This window comes from Pistricoccus aurantiacus, assembly GCF_007954585.1.
GTDB classification, from domain to species: Bacteria; Pseudomonadota; Gammaproteobacteria; order Pseudomonadales; family Halomonadaceae; genus Pistricoccus; species Pistricoccus aurantiacus.
This window is the reverse complement of the sequence record NZ_CP042382.1, coordinates 3,251,014-3,268,913: the sequence shown is the minus strand read 5'-3', so window position 1 is coordinate 3,268,913 and position 17,900 is coordinate 3,251,014. Positions and strand designations below refer to the sequence as shown.

The following is a 17,900-nucleotide window of genomic DNA, read 5'->3' as shown; positions in this document are numbered from 1 at the left end:
GAACGACCTAGCGTAGATCGATAAAATTCTTAATTCGGTTATAAGCTTCCAAGCAGAGGTTCCTGGCCAGGAAAAATCTCAGGTTTTATTATCTTTGTCATAAAGAAAACGTTTTATAGACTTTTAAAGAATATAGGCTTCAATCCATGACCGTCGATCTTTCCCTTGGCCAAGCGCCTTTTCATCCATCGCCAGGTGACAGTGACAAGCTGGTGCGGCTGCGTGATTTTCCCCGTGGCCAGGTGGCGTTGGTGGGTGCCGGTCCCGGCGACCCGGAACTCCTGACCGTCAAGGCGCTCCGGCGTTTGCAGGCGGCGGAAGTCATTCTGCACGACCGGCTGGTCAGCGAGGAGATTCTCGCGCTGGCCCATCCGCAGGCCTGGAAGCTGTACGTGGGCAAGGCCCGCTCGAAGCACAGCGTTCCCCAGGAAGGCATCAATCAGGCGCTGGTAGACTGGGCTCGAGCCGGCAAGCGCGTGGTGCGGCTCAAGGGCGGTGATCCGTTTATCTTCGGTCGCGGCGGGGAGGAGTTGGAAACCCTGGCGGATGCGGGGGTGGATTTCGAGGTGATTCCCGGGGTGACCGCCGCCTCCGGCTGCGCCGCCTATGCGGGCATTCCGCTGACCCATCGCGATCATGCGCAATCCGTGCGCTTCGTCACCGGTCATCTCAAGAACGGTAGTTGCGATCTGGATTGGGCGACCTTGGCGCGACCGGGGCAAACTTTGGTGTTCTACATGGGCCTGAGCAGCCTGAAAATTCTGCGCCGGGAATTGCAGGCCTACGGCCTGACCGGGGATACGCCCTTGGCATTGATCGAACAGGGCACTACGGCTCGCCAGCGAGTGCATGCCGGCACCCTGGCAGTGCTGCCGGCGGCTGCGGAGTTGGACGCCATCCGACCGCCGACGCTGATCATCGTTGGCAGCGTAGTAAGCCTGCATGAGCGACTTGCTTGGTTCGATGAAACGCGGGCCGTTAGTCGAGGTTGGCAGGAGGGCAAGCATCCCACGCCTTTGGCCAATGCCCATAGCGCCTAATCTTTCTACAAACTGCTGCGCGTCTGTCATGCGTCGTTAAATTCAATCTCGTGCGCGAGTCCAGGCTAGGCGCCTCCATCAAAATGCTCATTTACTTTATGTAAACTCACGAGATGACAAACGTGATAAGTCGATTCGTCAACATCGCAGGAGGCAGTTGCGCCCTGAGGAAAATTCAACTTTGCTGACAGGCATGACTCACCAATACACGAATAACAAGGAAATGCCGTCATGCCAATCTCATCCCTAGCAAGATCCACTCCGGTCAAGCTGATCGCTATTGCCGGTATCGCTCTGAGCGCCACTGCCGCCATGGCCTTCGAGCCCGAGGGCAAGGTGGAATGCCTGGCGCCGGCGGATCCCGGCGGCGGCTGGGATTTCACCTGTCGAAGCGTCGGCAAGGTGCTGGAGGATCTCGACCTGGTGCCGAGGAGCGTGCAGACCATCAACATGGCCGGTGCCGGTGGCGGCGTCGCCTATGCTCATACCGTCAGCAAGCGCGCCGGCGACGATCAATTGCTGGTAGCCGCCTCCACCGCCACTACCACGCGATTGGCCCAGGGCCAGTTCCCGGGCATGGATGCGGACATGGTCAACTGGATCGGCGCGCTGGGGGCGGATTACGGCATTATCGCGGTCTCCAAGGACTCCGACTATCAGGATCTGTCCGCCTTGATGGATGCGATCAAGGAGGATCCACGCAGCGTCAAGTTTGCCGGCGGCAGTGCCAAGGGCGGTTGGGATCATCTCAAGGTACTGATCGCTGCCCAGGCGGCGGGGGTCGAGAACCTGCCGCGTATTCCCTATCTCTCCTACAATAACGGCGGCGAGGCCATGACCCAGGTAGTCGGTGGCCACGTGGACGCCTTTACCGGCGATATCACCGAGGCACAAGGCTTCATGGAGTCCGGTGATCTGCGAGTGCTGGCGGTGCTCGCCGAGGAACGTCTGCCGGGAAAGCTCAGTGATATCCCCACCGCCAAGGAGCAGGGTATCGACGCGGTCGGTCCCAACTGGCGCGGCTTTTACATGCCGGCGGATATCTCCGACGAGGCCAAGCAGTACTGGGTCGATGCCATGGATACGATCTACGAGAGTGACGAGTGGCAAAACGTCATGACCCAGAATGGCCTGATGCCGTTCCACATGAGCGCCGGCGAGTTCGAGGATTTCGTCAAGCAGCAGATCGATGACATCGAGGCGCTTTCCAGGGATATCGGGCTGATCCAGTAATGGCCTTCAACGATCGTGTCTTCGGGGTATTGCTGATCGTTCTGGCGGTGGTCTATGGCTGGAGCGCGACCCAGTTCCCCGAGCCCTTCGGCGGCGCGGAAGCGGTGGGTCCCGAGACCTTTCCCCTGTTGCTGGCAGCGGTGCTGGCGCTCTCGAGTCTCTATCTGATCCTGCGTCCCGATCCGGATGATCCTTGGCCCTGGAGTCGCACCGGGCTGGAACTGATCATCGCCGTGGTGGTGCTGGTGCTGTACGCACTGCTGCTGCAGCCACTGGGATTCATCATCAGCACTGCTCTTGCGGTCGGCACGCTCTGCTGGCGAATGGGAGCAACACCCATCAAGGCTTATGTGACCGGAGCGATTGCCGGTGTCGTGGTGTTTGTGCTGTTCAACTTCGCCCTCGACCTGTCGCTGCCCCTGGGCCTGCTCGATTTCCTGGAGGTGGACTGATGGAAACCCTGGGCTTTCTGATCGATGGCTTCGGCGTGGCCCTCGCGCCGCATAATCTCATGTTCGCGCTGCTGGGCGCCTTCCTTGGCACTCTGATCGGTGCGCTGCCGGGGCTGGGGCCGGCCAATGGAGTGGCGATTCTGATTCCCCTGGCGTTCAGTCTGGGGCTGGCGCCGGATACCGCCATGATCATGCTTACTGCGGTCTATGCCGGCGCCATGTACGGGGGGCGGATTTCCTCGATCCTGCTGAACATTCCCGGCGACGAACCGGCCATGATGACCTGTCTGGACGGCTATCCCATGGCCCAGAAGGGCAAGGCTTCGGAGGCCTTGGCGATTTCCGCCATTGCCTCGTTCATCGGCAGTCTGGTCGCGACTCTCGGTCTGATTCTGCTGGCGCCGGTACTGGCGGATTTCGCCTTGACCTTCGGCCCTGCGGAATACTTTGCCCTGTTCATGCTGGCCTTCGCCACCCTCGGGGGGATCACCGGCAAGAATCCGATCAAGACCGTCGTGGCAGCCTGTATCGGCCTGATGATTGCCACCGTGGGTATCGATAGTACCGGGGTCCAGCGCTACACTTTCGGCGTATTGGAGCTTTACGAGGGCGTGGATTTCATCATCGCCATCGTCGGTCTGTTCGCCATATCCGAGCTGTTGTTCTTTATTGAAGCCCAGGCCGGCGGAGGGAAAGAGAGCATCGCGGTCAACAAGATGACCCTATCCTGGAAGGATATTCGGGACATTCTTCCTACCAGTCTGCGCGGCGGTGTGCTGGGATTCGTCGCAGGTGTGTTGCCGGGTGCCGGGGCCTCCCTGGGAAGCTTCATCAGCTATACCCTGGAAAAGCGCATTCTCGGGCGCAAGGGCAACTTCGGCGAAGGCGACCCCCGCGGGGTAGCGGCGCCGGAAGCCGGCAACAACGGGGCCTCGAGCGGTGCCCTGGTGCCCATGCTGACCTTGGGCGTGCCGGGCAGCGGCACCACGGCGGTGCTTCTCGCACTCTTGATCTCGCTGAATATCACCCCCGGGCCGCTGATGTTCACACAGAATGCGGATATCGTATGGGGCGTGATCGCCGCGCTGCTGATCGGCAACTTCCTGCTGCTGCTATTGAATATTCCGCTGGTGGGGATCTTCGTCAAGCTGCTCTCGGTGCCGCCGATGTACCTGCTGCCTATCGTTACCATGGTGGCCTTCGTCGGCATCTACTCGATCAGCAACACCACCTTCGATCTGTATTTCATGGTGGCCTTCGGCGTCGCCGGCTATGTGCTGCGCAAGCTGGAAATCCCGCTGGTACCGGTGATTCTCGGCCTGCTGCTCGGCCCGGAAATGGAAAAAAACCTGCGCCATGCGCTGGATATTTCCGACGGCGACTGGATGGTGCTGTGGGGTAGCGGCCTGGCGATCGGTCTGTGGGTGTTCGCCGCCCTAGGATTGATCCTGCCGTATATACTCGGCCCGCTGCTACGCATGCGAATGCAGTCGAGTTCGGATCAATCGGATTGAGGAAGGATAGAAAGAGCTCAAGCAAGGAAATCGTATGAGATTTAGCCAGCACTATTAGAAAATTAGATGGTGCGGATGGGGAGACTCGAACTCCCACGCCTTACGGCACTAGAACCTAAATCTAGCGTGTCTACCAATTCCACCACATCCGCGGGTGTTGAAAAGACCGGGCATATTCTAGGGGTTGCTTCGTTCAAGTCAAGCAATGTTCAACCTTGGTAATGAATAACGATGAATTTGTTAAAGAAAGGAGTGGGAATTGGCGTCACGAATAAGATGAAAATCTTTCTGACCGCCGCTGCTTCCTTTTCTCGGCTCTTGACCCGGGACGACGGCTGGATACGCCGTGCCATGCCGGGTCATTGCGCGTTTTGTCTGGCGAATACTCAAGAAGCAAAGCCTTGGTGCGAGGCCTGCCTGCTGGAGCTGCCTTGGAACCTGCCGGCCTGCGAGCGCTGCGCGGAACCCTTGCCGGCTGGCTTGGCCAGGCAGATTTGCGGAGCCTGCCTGAAAGAGCCGCCGCTGTTTACAAGGGCCAGGGTGCCGCTGCTGTATCGTGAGCAGATCGCGATCCTTGTCTGGCAGTTCAAGTTTTCTGCTTCACCGCGAGCGGGCACGCTGCTGCTTGAACTGATGGAACATGCGCTAGAGGAGTTGCCGCCGTCGCGACGCCCTCAGGCTCTGGTCAGCGTGCCACTGCATTCGAAGCGAGCGCGAGCGCGCGGATTCAACCAGGCGGATTGGTTGGCGCGCCGTCTTGCCGGGCGTCTCGATATTCCCTGTATCGAAGCCCGGCGGCTGCGCGCCACGCCGTCCCAGCGGGGGCTGGATCGGCGAAAGCGTCGGCGCAATCTGCGTGGCGCCTTCGTGCTCGAAGCGCCTCTGCCTTCGCGCGTCGCGCTGGTCGACGACGTCATGACCACCGGCGCTACTCTGAACGCCTTGGCGGAGGCTTGCCTGAGCGCGGGCGCCGGAGAGGTAGAAGCCTGGGCCATCGCGCGAACGCCCAGGGAGTGATCTCTGATAGCATGGCTCTTATATGCCGCTATCGGGGAGAGTCTTCGTGGACGATCAACGCCATCCTTTCGAGCAGTTGTCGCCTATGCGTATCGCCGACGCGGTGGAGTCGTTGGGTTTCTGTCTATCCAGCGAGCCCTTTGCGCTGAACAGTTATGAAAATCGGGTCTTCATGCTTTGCGACGACGAGCGGCGCCGTTGGGTCGTCAAGTTCTATCGTCCGGGGCGTTGGCGTGACGAGCAGATTCAGGAAGAGCACGATTTTCTGACCGAACTGAGTTCGGACGGCGCGATGGTAGCGGCGCCCTGGCGAGACGAGAAGGGCAGGAGCCTGCATCACCGGGCGGAATTTCGCCTGACCATGTATCCCTGTCTGCCGGGTCAGGCGCCGGAGCTTGATAACCCGGCGCACCTGTATGCGCTGGGAGAGGCGATCGGGCAGGTTCATGCGGTCGGTCGGCGCAAGACTTTTATCCACCGGCCGGTGCTTGACTTGAACCGTGTGACGGCTGCAAGCCGCGAAGCGATATTGTCCGGTTCCTGGCTGACCCGTCGTCAGCGCCCTGCCTACGAGCGGATCAGCGCGACTTTGCAAAAACTGCTCGAGTCTCGAGGCTGGCCAGTAGAGGCATCGATACGCACCCACGGCGATTGCCATCCTGGAAATCTGTTGGGTCGGGACGAGCAGTTCGCGCTAGTGGATTTTGACGACTGCATGATGGCACCGGCGGTGCAGGATATCTGGATGCTGCTCAGCGCCCAGAATGATCAGGAAATTCGCGCCCAGCTTTCCGAGATTCTCGAAGGCTATGAACAGTACACGGCATTTCCGCGCCAGGAGCTTGAATGGATAGAGCCGCTGCGCAGCCTGCGATTGATGCGCCACACCGCCTGGCTGATCGAGCGTTGGGAGGACCCTGCATTTCCTCAGGCATTTCCCTGGGTCGCTGACGAGGGCTACTGGGATCAGCATATTCGGCAGTTGGATCAGCAGTGTCTGGTACTGGATCGAAAGACTCGCTGGATTCTCTAGCTTCGAAGTTCGCGCCGTCATGACAATAACGGCGCATAACTGACAAGATTAGTCCGGCGAGATCAGTTGGAAGGCGAGGTGTCGGATGAGGTGTCGTCGTTATCATCATCCGCACGTCGACGCTGTTCATTGATACGTGCCGAGGGATTGTCCTGGGGTTCGATAGCCAACGCCTGCCCCAGTTCGAGCGTGAAGTGATGCTCGGGGGTCAGCGTTGCACTCTGACAGGCACCGTTACTCATCGAGGTACAGGCGTCAATGCCGAAATCTCCATTCGACTCTCGACCCGTAGCGGAAATTTCGGCGCTGAAGATTTCCGGAGCGTCTCCCGTGGGTTCGATGCAGGTCAGGGTATTGGCAGTGATGCGAACCTGCTGATCGATCAGGCTGGCGGTGGCGGTGATCAGGCAGTAATCCGGCAGCTGATGCGTGGCTCCCTGGCTGGCGATGGGCTGCAGCAGCACGTCCGCCTGTTCCGGCGTGGTGGTATCGAGGGTCAGTGTTTCGATGACGTGTACGTCGATGGTGGCATCCGCCGGCAGGTTGAGGGTGTTACCCTGAGCCAGGATTGGCATCGCCAGGCCGGCCGCCAGCAAGTAAAGGCAGCGTTTTATCATGATACGGATTCTCGACGAGGATGTTTTCAATTCTGTCCAGCCAGCGGTATACGGGCAGGGCGCGAAGCCACTACTTTAGCACAGCCGACTTGGCGCTACAGCCCGGCCGGGGTCCGCGCGACGAGATGTCGCTTGAAGGATCGGGCTGCTTCCGAGAGGGGCATGGGCTAGAATTGACGCTTCGCCATTTATCGGCAATGCCGACAAGACGGTTGATGCGTCTGAGCATCAATGCCATAACGAGCCCAAACATGACCGAACAACTCGCCGAGCATTACCGGCAGATCATTAGCGCCCTGGGTGAGGATCCGGACCGAGAAGGGCTTCGCGATACTCCCAAGCGTGCCGCCAAGGCCATGCAGTTTCTGACCCATGGCTACGAGCAGTCCCTGGAAACCTTGATCAATGGGGCCATCTTCGAATCGAATACGGATGAGATGGTGCTGGTCAAGGATATCGAACTTTACTCGATGTGCGAGCATCATTTGCTGCCTTTTATTGGCAAATGTCATATTGCCTACATGCCTCGCGGGCGAGTGCTGGGACTTTCCAAATTCGCTCGGATCGTCGACATGTACGCGCGTCGCATGCAGATCCAGGAAAAGCTGACTCGCGAGATCGCCGAGGCGGTTCTGCGAGTAACCCAGGCGCGGGGGGTGGCGGTAGTGATCGAGGCGCGCCATCTGTGCATGATGATGCGCGGTGTCGAAAAGCAGAATTCCAGCATGACGAGTTCGGTCATGCTGGGCGCTTTTCGTGACAACCAGTCCACGCGCCAGGAGTTTCTGACCTTAGTGCGTTCCAACTGACCGGTCCTGGCCTGGTTGATGCGAAGGCCGGTGGCAGGTTCGGTTGATAGAGTCAAGCGAGGTGAAACGCCAGCGGTAAACAGGTCTTGAAGCAGGAGTCGAGCCACGACATGGAAGAGAGGACGACAGGCAGCACCAATCCTTCAAACGAGAGTCGCCCGCGTTATTCCGGCTGGGCCCTGGCCGCCTTGGCCACCGCGTTTCTTGCCTTGTTCTTCGATGCCATGGCGGCATTCGTGTCCATCATTGCAGCGGTGTTCGCCCTGCTGGGACTTCGCCAGATCCGTCGTTCGCCAGTATTGTACAAGGGCCGCGCCCTTTGTTGGATGGCCATCGGGCTGGGGTTGGTCATGGCGGTGCTGGTGGCGCTGGTAGAGCCGGGTGCTGGCTCCTAGACTGCTAGAGATAAAAGCTACCATGCCCTGACGCTATGTCAGGCGACGGTCGACTTCATATAAAGCACGGCGTTTGTTGAAAATTCGACGATCAATGCATCAAAGAATGTATCAAAGGAAGGAGAGTGACATGGAATCTCTACAAGAAAGCGCGCTGTTTCGTCCCTTCGCTTATATCGACGGTAGCTGGGTCGCGGCGGATAACGGCGAGCAGATCGATGTCGTCAACCCCGCCAACGGTGAGACCATCGCTCAGGTGCCCAAGATGGGGCGAAGCGAAACCGAGCGGGCGATCATCGCGGCGAACGCGGCGTTTCCCGCCTGGCGTGCGCTGACCGCTATCGAGCGCGCGGATATCCTGATGAAATGGCATGACCTCATGCACGAGCATCAGGACGAACTTGCCCGTATCATGACCCTGGAACAAGGCAAGCCGCTCAAGGAAGCCGCCGGAGAAATCGCTTACGCCGCCAGTTTCCTGCGCTGGTTCGCCGAGCAGGGCCGGCGTATCTATGGCGAGACGGTGCCTGCTTCCAATCCGCAGCAGCGAGCGATCATCCTCAAGCAGCCGGTGGGCGTGGTGGGGGCGATCACTCCCTGGAACTTCCCCGCGGCGATGATTACTCGCAAGGTGGGAGCGGCCCTGGCAGCGGGCTGTCCTATCGTCGTCAAGCCGGCGAGTCAGACGCCGCTTTCCGCCACCGCCATGGCCCTGCTGGCGGAGCGCGCCGGCGTGCCGCGCGGGGTGTTCAACGTCGTACCGGGCAGCGCCAGCGAAATCGCTGCCGCCCTGACCGAATCTCCCATCGTGCGCAAGATCACCTTCACCGGCTCCACGGAAGTGGGGCGTCAGCTGATGTCCCAGGCGTCGCAGCATATCCAGAAGATTTCTCTGGAACTTGGCGGAAACGCGCCTTTTATCGTTTTCGACGATGCGGATCTGGACGCGGCGGTGGAAGGCGCCATTGCGGCGAAATTTCGCAACGCCGGCCAGACCTGCGTATGCACCAACCGCTTTCTGGTGCAGTCCAGCGTGGTCAATGCCTTCTGCGAGAAACTGGCGGCGGCCATGAACCGCAACCTCGAGGTCGGCGATGGCACCAAGGAAGGGGTCAACATCGGGCCGCTGATCGATCAGAAGGGGCTCAAGAAAGTCTCGGAGCATGTCGAGGACGCGGTGGACAAGGGCGCTCAGCTGCTGCTGGGGGGCAATCCGCATCCGCTGGGCGGCAATTTCTTCACCCCCACCTTGATCAGCGGCGCGACCACATCGATGAAAGTGGCCGGCGAGGAAACCTTTGGCCCGCTGGCGGCGGTTTTCTCCTTCGAAGACGAGGAGGACGCGGTCAGCCTGGCCAACGATACTCAATACGGGCTGGCCGCCTATTTCTATGCCAAGGATCTAGGTCGAGTGTGGCGCATCGCCGAGGCGCTGGAATATGGCATGGTCGGCATCAACACCGGGATGATCTCCAATGCGGCGATGCCCTTCGGCGGCGTCAAGGCGTCCGGGTTGGGTCGTGAAGGCGGCCACCAGGGGCTTGAGGAGTACATCGAAACCAAATATCTATGTATCGATCTGGGATGAATCCAAGACGCGACTAACCTGTGTGACTAACGTAAAAGAGGCAGCCAATCGGCTGCCTCTTTTGGTTCGGTCATGAAAAGATTCAGTGACGGAAATGGCGCATGCCGGTGAACACCATGGCAATGCCCGCTTCATTGGCGGCATCGATGACTTCCTGGTCGCGCAGGGAGCCGCCGGGCTGAATCACCGCGCTGATGCCGGCTTTCGCCGCCGCGTCGATACCGTCCCGGAAGGGGAAGAAGGCGTCCGATGCCATCACCGAGCCGGGCACGCTCAATCCTTCGTCCTGCGCCTTGATGCTGGCGATCCTGGCGGAATAGACCCGGCTCATCTGCCCGGCGCCCACGCCGATGGTCCGACCCTGTTTGGCATAGACGATGGCATTGGACTTGACGAACTTGGCGACCTTCCAGGCAAACGCCAGGTCCTTGAATTCCTGTTCGCTGGGGGCGCGTTCGGTAACCACCTTGAGATCGTCTCGTCCTACCATGCCCAGATCTCGATCCTGCACCAGCAGGCCGCCGGTGACGCGCTTGATGTCGTGGCTGGCCAGACGCTCCCCGGGCCAGTGATCGGCGACATCCAACAGGCGGACATTGGGTTTTTCGGCGACGAAGGCAAGCGCCGATTCGTCGATTCCCGGGGCGATAATCACCTCGACGAACTGGCGCTGGATGATTGCTCGGGCGGTTACCTCATCCAGTGGTCGGTTGAAGGCGATGATACCGCCGAAGGCGCTGGTAGGATCCGTGGCAAAGGCCTTTTCGTAGGCTTCCAACATGGTTTTTCCCAGGGCGACGCCGCAGGGATTGGCATGCTTGACGATCACGCAGGCAGGATCGACGAAGGCCTTGACGCATTCGAAGGCAGCGTCCGTGTCCGCGACGTTGTTATAGGAAAGCGGCTTGCCCTGAACGATTCGCGCGCTTGCCACGCTGGCTTCATGACACTCCGCCTCCACATAGAAGGCGGCCTGCTGGTGGGGGTTTTCCCCGTAGCGCATGGTCTGGCGCTTGTGGAACTGCAGGTTGTAGGTGCGGGGAAAGTGCTCTTCGCCGCCGCTCACCCGGCTACCCAGGTAGTTGGCGATGGCTGCGTCATAGCCTGCGGTGTGCTCGAAGGCCTTGACTGCCAGATCGAAACGCAGCTCGACGCTGATGGCGCCCTGGTTTGCCGTCATGTCCTCCAGCACTCGGGCATAGTCGACGGTGTCGACCAGAATCCCGGTATGCGCATGATTCTTGGCGCAGGCGCGCACCATGGCGGGCCCGCCGATATCGATGTTCTCGATGGCGTCCTCCAGGGTGCAGTCCGGCCTGGCCACGGTGGCGGCGAAGGGATAGAGATTGACCACCACCAGGTCGATGGGGCTGATATCGTGCTCCGCCATCACCGCGTCGTCCTGGCCGCGCCGCCCCAGGATGCCGCCGTGGATCTTGGGATGCAGCGTTTTCACTCGGCCATCCATGATTTCAGGAAAACCGGTATGCTCCGAGACTTCGCGAACCTCGATACCCTGCTCTTGAATGAGCCGAAAGGTGCCGCCGGTGGAAAGCAGCTCGACGCCACGCCGGGCCAGTTCACGAGCGAAATCGACGACGCCGGTCTTGTCGGAAACGCTGATCAAGGCACGGCGTACCGGCAGGGAAGTAGGAGAGTGTGTATTCATGGTCAACTCTTGGCGGGTAGGTAAAGCACTGAAAAGCCTCGATGGTTCTTTGCCAGCGCGTTATATCAACTCATAGAATTTGAGCTTCTTGCGCAGGGTCCCCCGGTTCAGACCGAGCATTTCCGCGGCGCGAGTCTGGTTGCCCTGAGTATGCTCCATCACCGCCGCCAGCAGCGGCGCCTCGACCTCCGCCATCACCATGGCGTAAAGATCCGTGGTGGTCGATCCGTCCAGGTGCGTGAAATAGCGTCGCATGGCGGTATCCACCGCCTCGCGCAAGGGGCGCTGTTGATCCAGCAGCTCGCGGCTCGTCAAGGAAGGCGAGGAAGAGACATCCCTGTCCAGGGGGTCGGTTCCCAGGGTTTCGGCTGCGATAGGGGATGAGGTAATTGCTTGCCTGGTCGTCATGCTGCACTGATCCCATCCGTTGCCGGCTCACACGGGGCGCAATCGCCTGGGGCGCGGCGGCAAAACAGTTCGTCGATATAATGGAGCTGGTCACGAGCGCTCTCGAGCGCGTTGAAGCACGCCCGCAAGGCACGCTTCGGTGCGTGCTTGTCGAGCCTGCCAAGACACGATCGGTCGAGATACCAGCCCAGATGCTTGCGCGCAATACGCATGCCTTGATGCTCGCCATAAAACTCGTGCAAGGCCACAAGGTGGCCCCGCATGACCCGCCACTGCTCCGTTCGTGCAGGAGGGGCCAGATACTCGCCGTGAACCAGATAATGGTCTATTTCTCGAAATATCCATGGATTGCCCTGGGCGCCACGACCGATCATCAGCGCATCCACGCCAGTGTAGTCCATTACCGCAGCGGCTTTTACGGGAGAATCGATATCTCCGTTGGCAAACACCGGAATCTTCAACGCGGACTTGATCGCGGCAATGGTGTCGTATTCCGCCTCTCCGGTGTAGCGCTGTTCCCGGGTGCGCCCGTGTACCGCCAGGGCCTGAATGCCGGCTTCCTCGGCAATACGCGCGATACGCAGACCGTTGTTGCTTTCGGCGCACCAGCCGGTGCGGATCTTCAGGGTGACCGGCACCTTGACTGCGCCAACCACCGCGTCGAGGATTTCCGCGACCAGCCGCTCGTCTCGCAGCAGGGCGGAGCCCGCGGCCTTGTTGCATACCTTCTTGGCCGGGCAGCCCATGTTGATATCGATGATTTCCGCCCCGCGGGCCTCGTTGAATCGCGCCGCCTGGGCCAGCATGGCCGCGTCGCCGCCGGCGATCTGTACCGCTCTCGGCCCGGGTTCGCCGCAATGGTCCAGCCGCAGCCGGGATTTGCGGGTATGCCACAGGCTCGGATCGCTGGTGACCATTTCCGACACCACCAGGCCCGCGCCCAATCGGCGGCAAAGCTGACGAAACGGGCGGTCGGTAACGCCGGCCATGGGCGCCAGGATCAAACGATTGGTCAAGCGATGCTTGCCGATGGCAGGCAGCGCTTGCGAGGGGTTCGCGAGCATGGCGATAACGGGAGTTGGTGGCTTGAGCGGAGCCATGATACTTGTCCCGCGGGCTTCAGGAAACTCCGACTTTCCGACCGTCGAGCCGCACCCAGCCTTCCCGATCCACCGGCTCGTCGAGGACAAACCCCGCGTTCTGGTAGGCCTGGCGAACCTCTTCCGCCTGATGGGAGAGGATTCCCGAGAGCGACAATAAGCCGCCCGGGGCGACATGGCTGGCGATGGTCGGCGCCATCTCGATCAGCGGCCCCGCCAGGATATTGGCGACAACAATGGGGTAGGCGCTGGATCGATCGGTGCCCGGCGCTAGCTGCTCCGGATAATAAAGCGTGAAACGAGATGCCTCGATCTGGTTGCGCCGGGCATTTTCCCGACTGGCCTGCAGCGCCTGGGGGTCGATATCCGTACCGATTGCCCGGGCTGCCCCCAGTTTGAGGGCGGCGATGGCCAGGATGCCGGAGCCGCAGCCGACGTCGAGAATGACTTGTCCGTCCAGCTTGCCTTCCAAGGCAAGGGCGTCGAGGCGCTCGAGGCACAGGGCGGTGGTGGGATGGGTGCCGGTGCCGAAGGCAAGCCCCGGATCGAGCAGCAGATTGACCGCGTCAGGCTCCGGGGCGTCATGCCAGCTGGGCACGATCCACAGCCGCTCGCCCATGCGTATCGGCGTGAAGCCGTCCATCCATTCCCGCTCCCAGTCCCGGTCCGCCAATAGCTCGAACTCGATGGTCGGGCAGGGCTCTGCCGGGCAGTGCATCGCCCAGCCCTGGCGAACCCGCTCCAGCATGGCCTCGATGCCTTCCTGGTCGTCGTAGAGGCCGGTCAGCACCGTATCGTTCCATAGCGGCGTGGTGCCGAGGGCCGGCTCGAAGACCGGTTCATCCTCGCCGTCCTGAAGCGTGATGGCGCAGGCGCCTTCCTCCAGCAGCAGCTCCTCGAGAAGCTCTGCCTGAGAAGGCGCCAGATGTACCTTGAGCTGTAGCCAGGGCATGAAGCGCTCTCAAATACCGAGTTTATGCTCGAGATAGTGGATATTGACGCCGCCCTGCTGGAAATCGCTGTCTCGTACCAGCGCCTTGTGCAGATCGATATTGGTCTTGATGCCTTCCACCAGCAGCTCTTCCAGGGCGTTGCGCATGCGCATCAGGGCGATGTCCCGGTCCTCGCCCCAGGTGATCAGCTTGCCGATCAGGGAGTCGTAATGCGGGGGAACCGTATAGCCGGTATACAGGTGAGAATCCATTCGAACCCCGAGGCCCCCCGGCGGATGATACAGCGTGATCCTGCCCGGGGAGGGCATGAAGGTACGCGGATCCTCTGCGTTGATGCGACATTCGAAGGCATGACCATTGAGGGTCACGTCCTCCTGACGAATCGACAAGGGCAGGCCCGAGGCCATGCGCAGCTGTTCCTTGACGATATCCACCCCGGTGACCATTTCCGTGACCGGGTGCTCGACCTGAACCCGAGTGTTCATCTCGATGAAGAAGAACTGGCCTTTCTCGTACAGAAACTCGAAGGTACCGGCGCCTCGATAGTTGATCTTGAGACAGGCATCTGTACAAGCCTTGAGTACCTGGGCTCGGGCTTCCGGATCGAGCTGCGGCGCCGGGGCTTCTTCTATCACCTTCTGATGGCGACGCTGCAGAGAGCAGTCCCGGTCGAAAAGATGGATGGCGTTGCCCTGTCCGTCCGCCAGCACCTGGACCTCGACGTGGCGCGGTTCCTGGAGAAATTTCTCCATGTACACGGTGCCATCGCCAAAGGCGGCGGCGGCTTCGGCGCGAGTGATGCCGAGGGCAGACAGCAGTTGGCTTTCGTCGTGAACTACCCGCATGCCGCGACCCCCACCGCCGGAGGCGGCCTTGATGATCACCGGATAGCCGATGCGTCGGGCGGTGGCCATTACCTGTTGATCATCGTCCTCCGGCAGCGGGCCGTCGGAGCCCGGCACCGTAGGCACGCCGGCCTCTTTCATGGATTCGATGGCGCTGACCTTGTCCCCCATCAGGCGAATGGTGTCCGCCCGCGGGCCGATGAAGACGAAGCCTGAGCGCTCCACCTGCTCGGCGAAGTTGGCATTTTCCGACAGGAAGCCGTAGCCCGGATGAATGGCACTGGCGTCGGTGACTTCCGCGGCACTGATCAACGCCGGGATATTCAGGTAGGACTGCGCCGAAGAAGCCGGACCGATACACACGGCTTCATCCGCCAGCCGCACGTGCATCAGTTCGCGATCCGCCTTGGAATGCACCGCTACGGTCTTGATGCCCAGTTCCTTGCATGCCCGCAGGATTCGCAGGGCGATCTCGCCGCGGTTGGCGATAAGTACCTTGTCCAACATTATCGTTGCGCCTTTTAGGGGAAATTCGCCTTTCAGGAAAGGATGAGCATCGGCTGGTCGTATTCCACCGGTTCACCGTCCTCGACCAGAATGGCTTCCACCACGCCGTCCTGGTCCGCCTCGATCTGATTCATCATCTTCATGGCTTCGACGATACATATCGCTTCGCCCTTTCTGACCCGCTGGCCCACTTCCACGAAGGCTTTGGCGCCGGGGGTCGGCGCACGGTAGAAGGTGCCTACCATCGGAGAGGTCACCGCATGTCCGCTAGGCAGTTCCGGTGTCGTATCCGGGGCGGAGGAAGAGGAGGATGCTGGCGCGGAGGTTTCCTGAGAGGCAAAAGGCGTTGCCGGATGCTGCGGGTAGGAGTAATGAGCGGGAGCCTGGGGGTAGGAGGCGCCATTCGGATGACGGCTGATGCGAACCGACTCTTCCCCTTCCTGGATTTCGATTTCGCTGATGTTGGACTCTTCCAGTAGCTCGATCAGCTTCTTGACCTTGCGAATATCCATGCGTTTGTCCCGATCGGTTGAATGATGAATGAGAGAAAAGGGGCGTGTCAGATGGTATGCGGGTGATGTCAATCTAGTCGATGTTCGTTCAGTTCACGACACAATCCCGCAGGATGGCGTCTCTAATCGCCCTTATCGCGTTGAGAGCGGAGTTTGCCGAAAAACGCCGATCCTGTCCAGATTTCTGCGATCTCGACGGGAAAACACTGTTCTGTTTCAAGTTGTGCGCGGAGGTTTCCCGCTTTCCAGCCAGTCGAGCAGCTCGCGCAGATGGCGGGCGAGAGGATCGTGCCTGATTTCGCCTTGAATCCGCGCGGCGCGAATTTCCTCACCGCCGTCGAAAAACAGCAGGCTAGGCGGGCCGAACAGACCGAAACGCTCAAGCAGAGCCCGGCTATCCGCGTTGGTTTCGGTGACGTCAAGGCGGATACGCCGGAATTCGGCGAGAGCCTGCGCCACCTGGGGAGCGGGAAAGACCTGATTTTCCATTACCTTGCAGGAAATGCACCAGTCGGCGCTGACGTCGACGAAAACCGGCTGGCCCTGAGAGGCGGCCTGTTCCAGCTCCACGTTCAACTGCTCTGCCCGGGTGACCGTAGTGAAGGCCAGGCTGGCCGAGTCGGTGGCGGCACTAGCGTTCGGGGCTTGCGACGTGGTGGCCGCGAGCGGACGCAGCGGGTCGTGAGCACCTCGGGCGGCACCGATCACCAGCACGATCCCCCACACGAGAAGCAGGATGCCGCCCCCCTGGCGCACCCGAGGCCAGCCCTGGGCGGTATTGAATTGCAGGGCGCCAAGGGACAGGCCGGCGCCGACCGCCAGGCCGGCCCAGAGTATCAGAGCGAGCTGCGCCGGCAGCAAGCGCTCGATCAGCCAGATGGCCACTCCCAGCAGCAGCACGCCGAAGGCGATCTTGACACCCTCCATCCATTGTCCGGTACGCGGCATCAGGGTGGTGCCGAAGGTGCCTACCAGCAGCAGCGGAATACCCATGCCCAAGGCCAGCGCCAGCAGGGCCAAGCCGCCCATCAGCGCATCGCCGGTGGATGAGATGAATACCAGGGCGCCGGCCAGGGGCGCGGACACGCAAGGCGATACCACCAGTACCGAAAGCGCTCCGGCCAGAGCCAGGCCTACGGGGCCGCTGCGCTGCGCCTTGCTCTGCCAGGTGTCGATGCGACTGGACAGTCCGGATGACAGGCGCAGGTTGAAAACGCCGAACATGGCCAGGGCGAACAGTACGAAAAGCAGGCTGAACAGGATCAGCACCGGAGCGGACTGCAGCCGCGCCTGAAGATTGAGCCCGGCGCCGAACAGCCCCATGAGAACGCCTACCAGCGCATAGGTCACTGCCATGCCGGCGACGTAGCTTGAAGAAAGCACGAACGCCCGGGGACGGCTCGGATTCTGCCCGACGATGATCGATGACAGGATAGGAATCATTGGCAGAACGCAGGGAGTGAAGGTCAACCCCAGCCCTGCCAGCAGAAACAGACCCAGCACCAGCAGCGGTGAAGCATCGTTCAACAGCGATTGAAAGCGCCCGTCTTCGCTTTGCAGGCTTGCCGGGGCCATCGAGAAGTCGGTATTGGAGGAAACATCCGATTCCACGGCGCCTGTATCGTCGGCAGTGGTAATGGCAAGCACGGTATTGGCGTCGCCCAGATCGTCGAACCCTTCCGGTAAAGAACCCGGTAGCGCAGTCAGCGACAGGGTTTCCGGCGGATAGCAGAGTCCCGCGTCCGCGCAGCCCTGAAAGGTCAACTCGATGGGCAGCTCGTCGACGGCTTGACCTTGGACGGGAACCGAGAAAACCACCCGGTCATAGAAGACGTGGACATCGCCGAGGAATTCATCGGACTTGAATTCGCCTTCCGGGAGATTCGGCTCCCCAAGGCTCACTTCCTGGGTCTGGCTTTCTACGCGAAACCGATGGCGATACAGATAATAATCCTCGGCATTTTGCATGCCGATCATTAGGTTGTCGTCATCCAGCCAGGCCGTCGCCTGAAAGGCTTCATTGACCGGCAGGAAGTTATTTTGAGCGTCGCTGGAGAACCATTGCGCCTGAAGCGTGGTGATGGAAGCCAGCCACAGGAAAAGCATGGCCAGGAGAAAACGGGGTAGACGCAACATTGCTGACGGCATCCTGAAAACGCGAAGTGAAATGCTTGTGGAGCATCGGCGCTCGCAAACGAGCGTTCGACA

Annotated in this window: 17 protein-coding genes and 1 tRNA gene; 9 read left to right on the top strand and 9 right to left on the bottom strand. The window is 60.6% G+C overall.

Features of this window, described 5'->3' with window-relative positions; all coding sequences use genetic code 11:
* The first annotated feature begins 146 nt into the window (after window positions 1-146).
* The 4 genes from cobA (at window position 147) to FGL86_RS15450 (ending at window position 4,239) form a co-directional block, all read left to right on the top strand.
* The gene (gene cobA, locus FGL86_RS15465; RefSeq protein WP_147185576.1) at window positions 147-1,040 is read left to right on the top strand and encodes a uroporphyrinogen-III C-methyltransferase; all 894 of its coding nucleotides are present in this window, start codon (window positions 147-149) and stop codon (window positions 1,038-1,040) included.
* Between the two features lie 231 nt (window positions 1,041-1,271).
* Window positions 1,272-2,273, top strand: a complete 1,002-nt coding sequence (locus FGL86_RS15460; protein ID WP_147185574.1) for a Bug family tripartite tricarboxylate transporter substrate binding protein — start codon at window positions 1,272-1,274, stop codon at window positions 2,271-2,273.
* Window positions 2,273-2,725: a tripartite tricarboxylate transporter TctB family protein gene (locus FGL86_RS15455; RefSeq protein ID WP_147185572.1), complete on the top strand. Its 453-nt coding sequence runs from the start codon at window positions 2,273-2,275 to the stop codon at window positions 2,723-2,725. The genes FGL86_RS15460 and FGL86_RS15455 overlap by 1 nt, the downstream gene beginning before the upstream one ends.
* The gene (locus FGL86_RS15450; RefSeq protein WP_147185571.1) at window positions 2,725-4,239 is read left to right on the top strand and encodes a tripartite tricarboxylate transporter permease; all 1,515 of its coding nucleotides are present in this window, start codon (window positions 2,725-2,727) and stop codon (window positions 4,237-4,239) included. The genes FGL86_RS15455 and FGL86_RS15450 overlap by 1 nt, the downstream gene beginning before the upstream one ends.
* Window positions 4,240-4,306: 67 nt before the next feature.
* Here FGL86_RS15450 and FGL86_RS15445 read toward each other — a convergent pair.
* Window positions 4,307-4,391: transfer RNA gene (locus FGL86_RS15445), tRNA-Leu, on the bottom strand.
* 124 nt (window positions 4,392-4,515) lie between these two features.
* Between FGL86_RS15445 and FGL86_RS15440 the strand changes: the two genes are divergently transcribed.
* Together FGL86_RS15440 and FGL86_RS15435 are read left to right on the top strand one after the other, a co-directional pair.
* Window positions 4,516-5,256 carry a ComFC family protein gene (locus FGL86_RS15440; RefSeq protein WP_246131662.1) on the top strand — a complete coding sequence of 247 codons (741 nt, stop codon included), beginning with the start codon at window positions 4,516-4,518 and terminating at the stop codon, window positions 5,254-5,256.
* 46 nt (window positions 5,257-5,302) lie between these two features.
* Entirely contained in the window at window positions 5,303-6,289 is a 987-nt protein-coding gene (locus tag FGL86_RS15435) for a serine/threonine protein kinase (protein ID WP_246131661.1), read from the top strand.
* 62 nt (window positions 6,290-6,351) lie between these two features.
* Here FGL86_RS15435 and FGL86_RS15430 read toward each other — a convergent pair whose 3' ends face one another.
* A complete protein-coding gene (locus FGL86_RS15430) occupies window positions 6,352-6,906 on the bottom strand; it encodes a hypothetical protein (protein WP_147185567.1) in 555 nt (184 codons plus the stop codon).
* Window positions 6,907-7,157: 251 nt separating this feature from the next.
* On the opposite strand from FGL86_RS15430, the gene folE reads away from it, so the two are divergent.
* From folE to FGL86_RS15415, 3 genes are all read left to right on the top strand, one after another.
* Window positions 7,158-7,715: a GTP cyclohydrolase I FolE gene (gene folE / locus FGL86_RS15425; protein WP_147185565.1), complete on the top strand. Its 558-nt coding sequence runs from the start codon at window positions 7,158-7,160 to the stop codon at window positions 7,713-7,715.
* Between the two features lie 110 nt (window positions 7,716-7,825).
* Window positions 7,826-8,110 (top strand): DUF4190 domain-containing protein, encoded by a 285-nt coding sequence (locus FGL86_RS15420; RefSeq protein WP_147185563.1) that lies wholly within the window; start codon window positions 7,826-7,828, stop codon window positions 8,108-8,110.
* Between the two features lie 130 nt (window positions 8,111-8,240).
* Entirely contained in the window at window positions 8,241-9,698 is a 1,458-nt protein-coding gene (locus tag FGL86_RS15415; protein ID WP_147185561.1) for an NAD-dependent succinate-semialdehyde dehydrogenase, read from the top strand.
* Between the two features lie 82 nt (window positions 9,699-9,780).
* On the opposite strand, the gene purH is transcribed toward FGL86_RS15415, so the two are convergent.
* The 7 genes from purH to dsbD all read right to left on the bottom strand — a co-directional run bounded on the left by purH (window position 9,781) and on the right by dsbD (window position 17,828).
* Window positions 9,781-11,367, bottom strand: a complete 1,587-nt coding sequence (gene purH, locus FGL86_RS15410; protein WP_147185559.1) for a bifunctional phosphoribosylaminoimidazolecarboxamide formyltransferase/IMP cyclohydrolase — start codon at window positions 11,365-11,367, stop codon at window positions 9,781-9,783.
* Between the two features lie 60 nt (window positions 11,368-11,427).
* Window positions 11,428-11,775: a DNA-binding transcriptional regulator Fis gene (gene fis / locus FGL86_RS15405; RefSeq protein ID WP_147185556.1), complete on the bottom strand. Its 348-nt coding sequence runs from the start codon at window positions 11,773-11,775 to the stop codon at window positions 11,428-11,430.
* A complete protein-coding gene (dusB, locus tag FGL86_RS15400) occupies window positions 11,772-12,839 on the bottom strand; it encodes a tRNA dihydrouridine synthase DusB (protein WP_147186241.1) in 1,068 nt (355 codons plus the stop codon). The genes fis and dusB overlap by 4 nt, the downstream gene beginning before the upstream one ends.
* A 55-nt stretch (window positions 12,840-12,894) precedes the next feature.
* Window positions 12,895-13,827: a 50S ribosomal protein L11 methyltransferase gene (gene prmA, locus FGL86_RS15395; protein WP_147185554.1), complete on the bottom strand. Its 933-nt coding sequence runs from the start codon at window positions 13,825-13,827 to the stop codon at window positions 12,895-12,897.
* A gap of 9 nt (window positions 13,828-13,836) precedes the next feature.
* Complete coding sequence (gene accC, locus FGL86_RS15390; protein WP_147185553.1) at window positions 13,837-15,180, bottom strand: acetyl-CoA carboxylase biotin carboxylase subunit; 1,344 nt, start codon at window positions 15,178-15,180, stop codon at window positions 13,837-13,839.
* Window positions 15,181-15,212: 32 nt separating this feature from the next.
* Entirely contained in the window at window positions 15,213-15,692 is a 480-nt protein-coding gene (accB, locus tag FGL86_RS15385) for an acetyl-CoA carboxylase biotin carboxyl carrier protein (protein ID WP_147185551.1), read from the bottom strand.
* Between the two features lie 216 nt (window positions 15,693-15,908).
* On the bottom strand, window positions 15,909-17,828 hold the full coding sequence (gene dsbD, locus FGL86_RS15380) for a protein-disulfide reductase DsbD (protein ID WP_147185549.1): 1,920 nt from the start codon (window positions 17,826-17,828) through the stop codon (window positions 15,909-15,911).
* Window positions 17,829-17,900 lie beyond the last annotated feature (72 nt).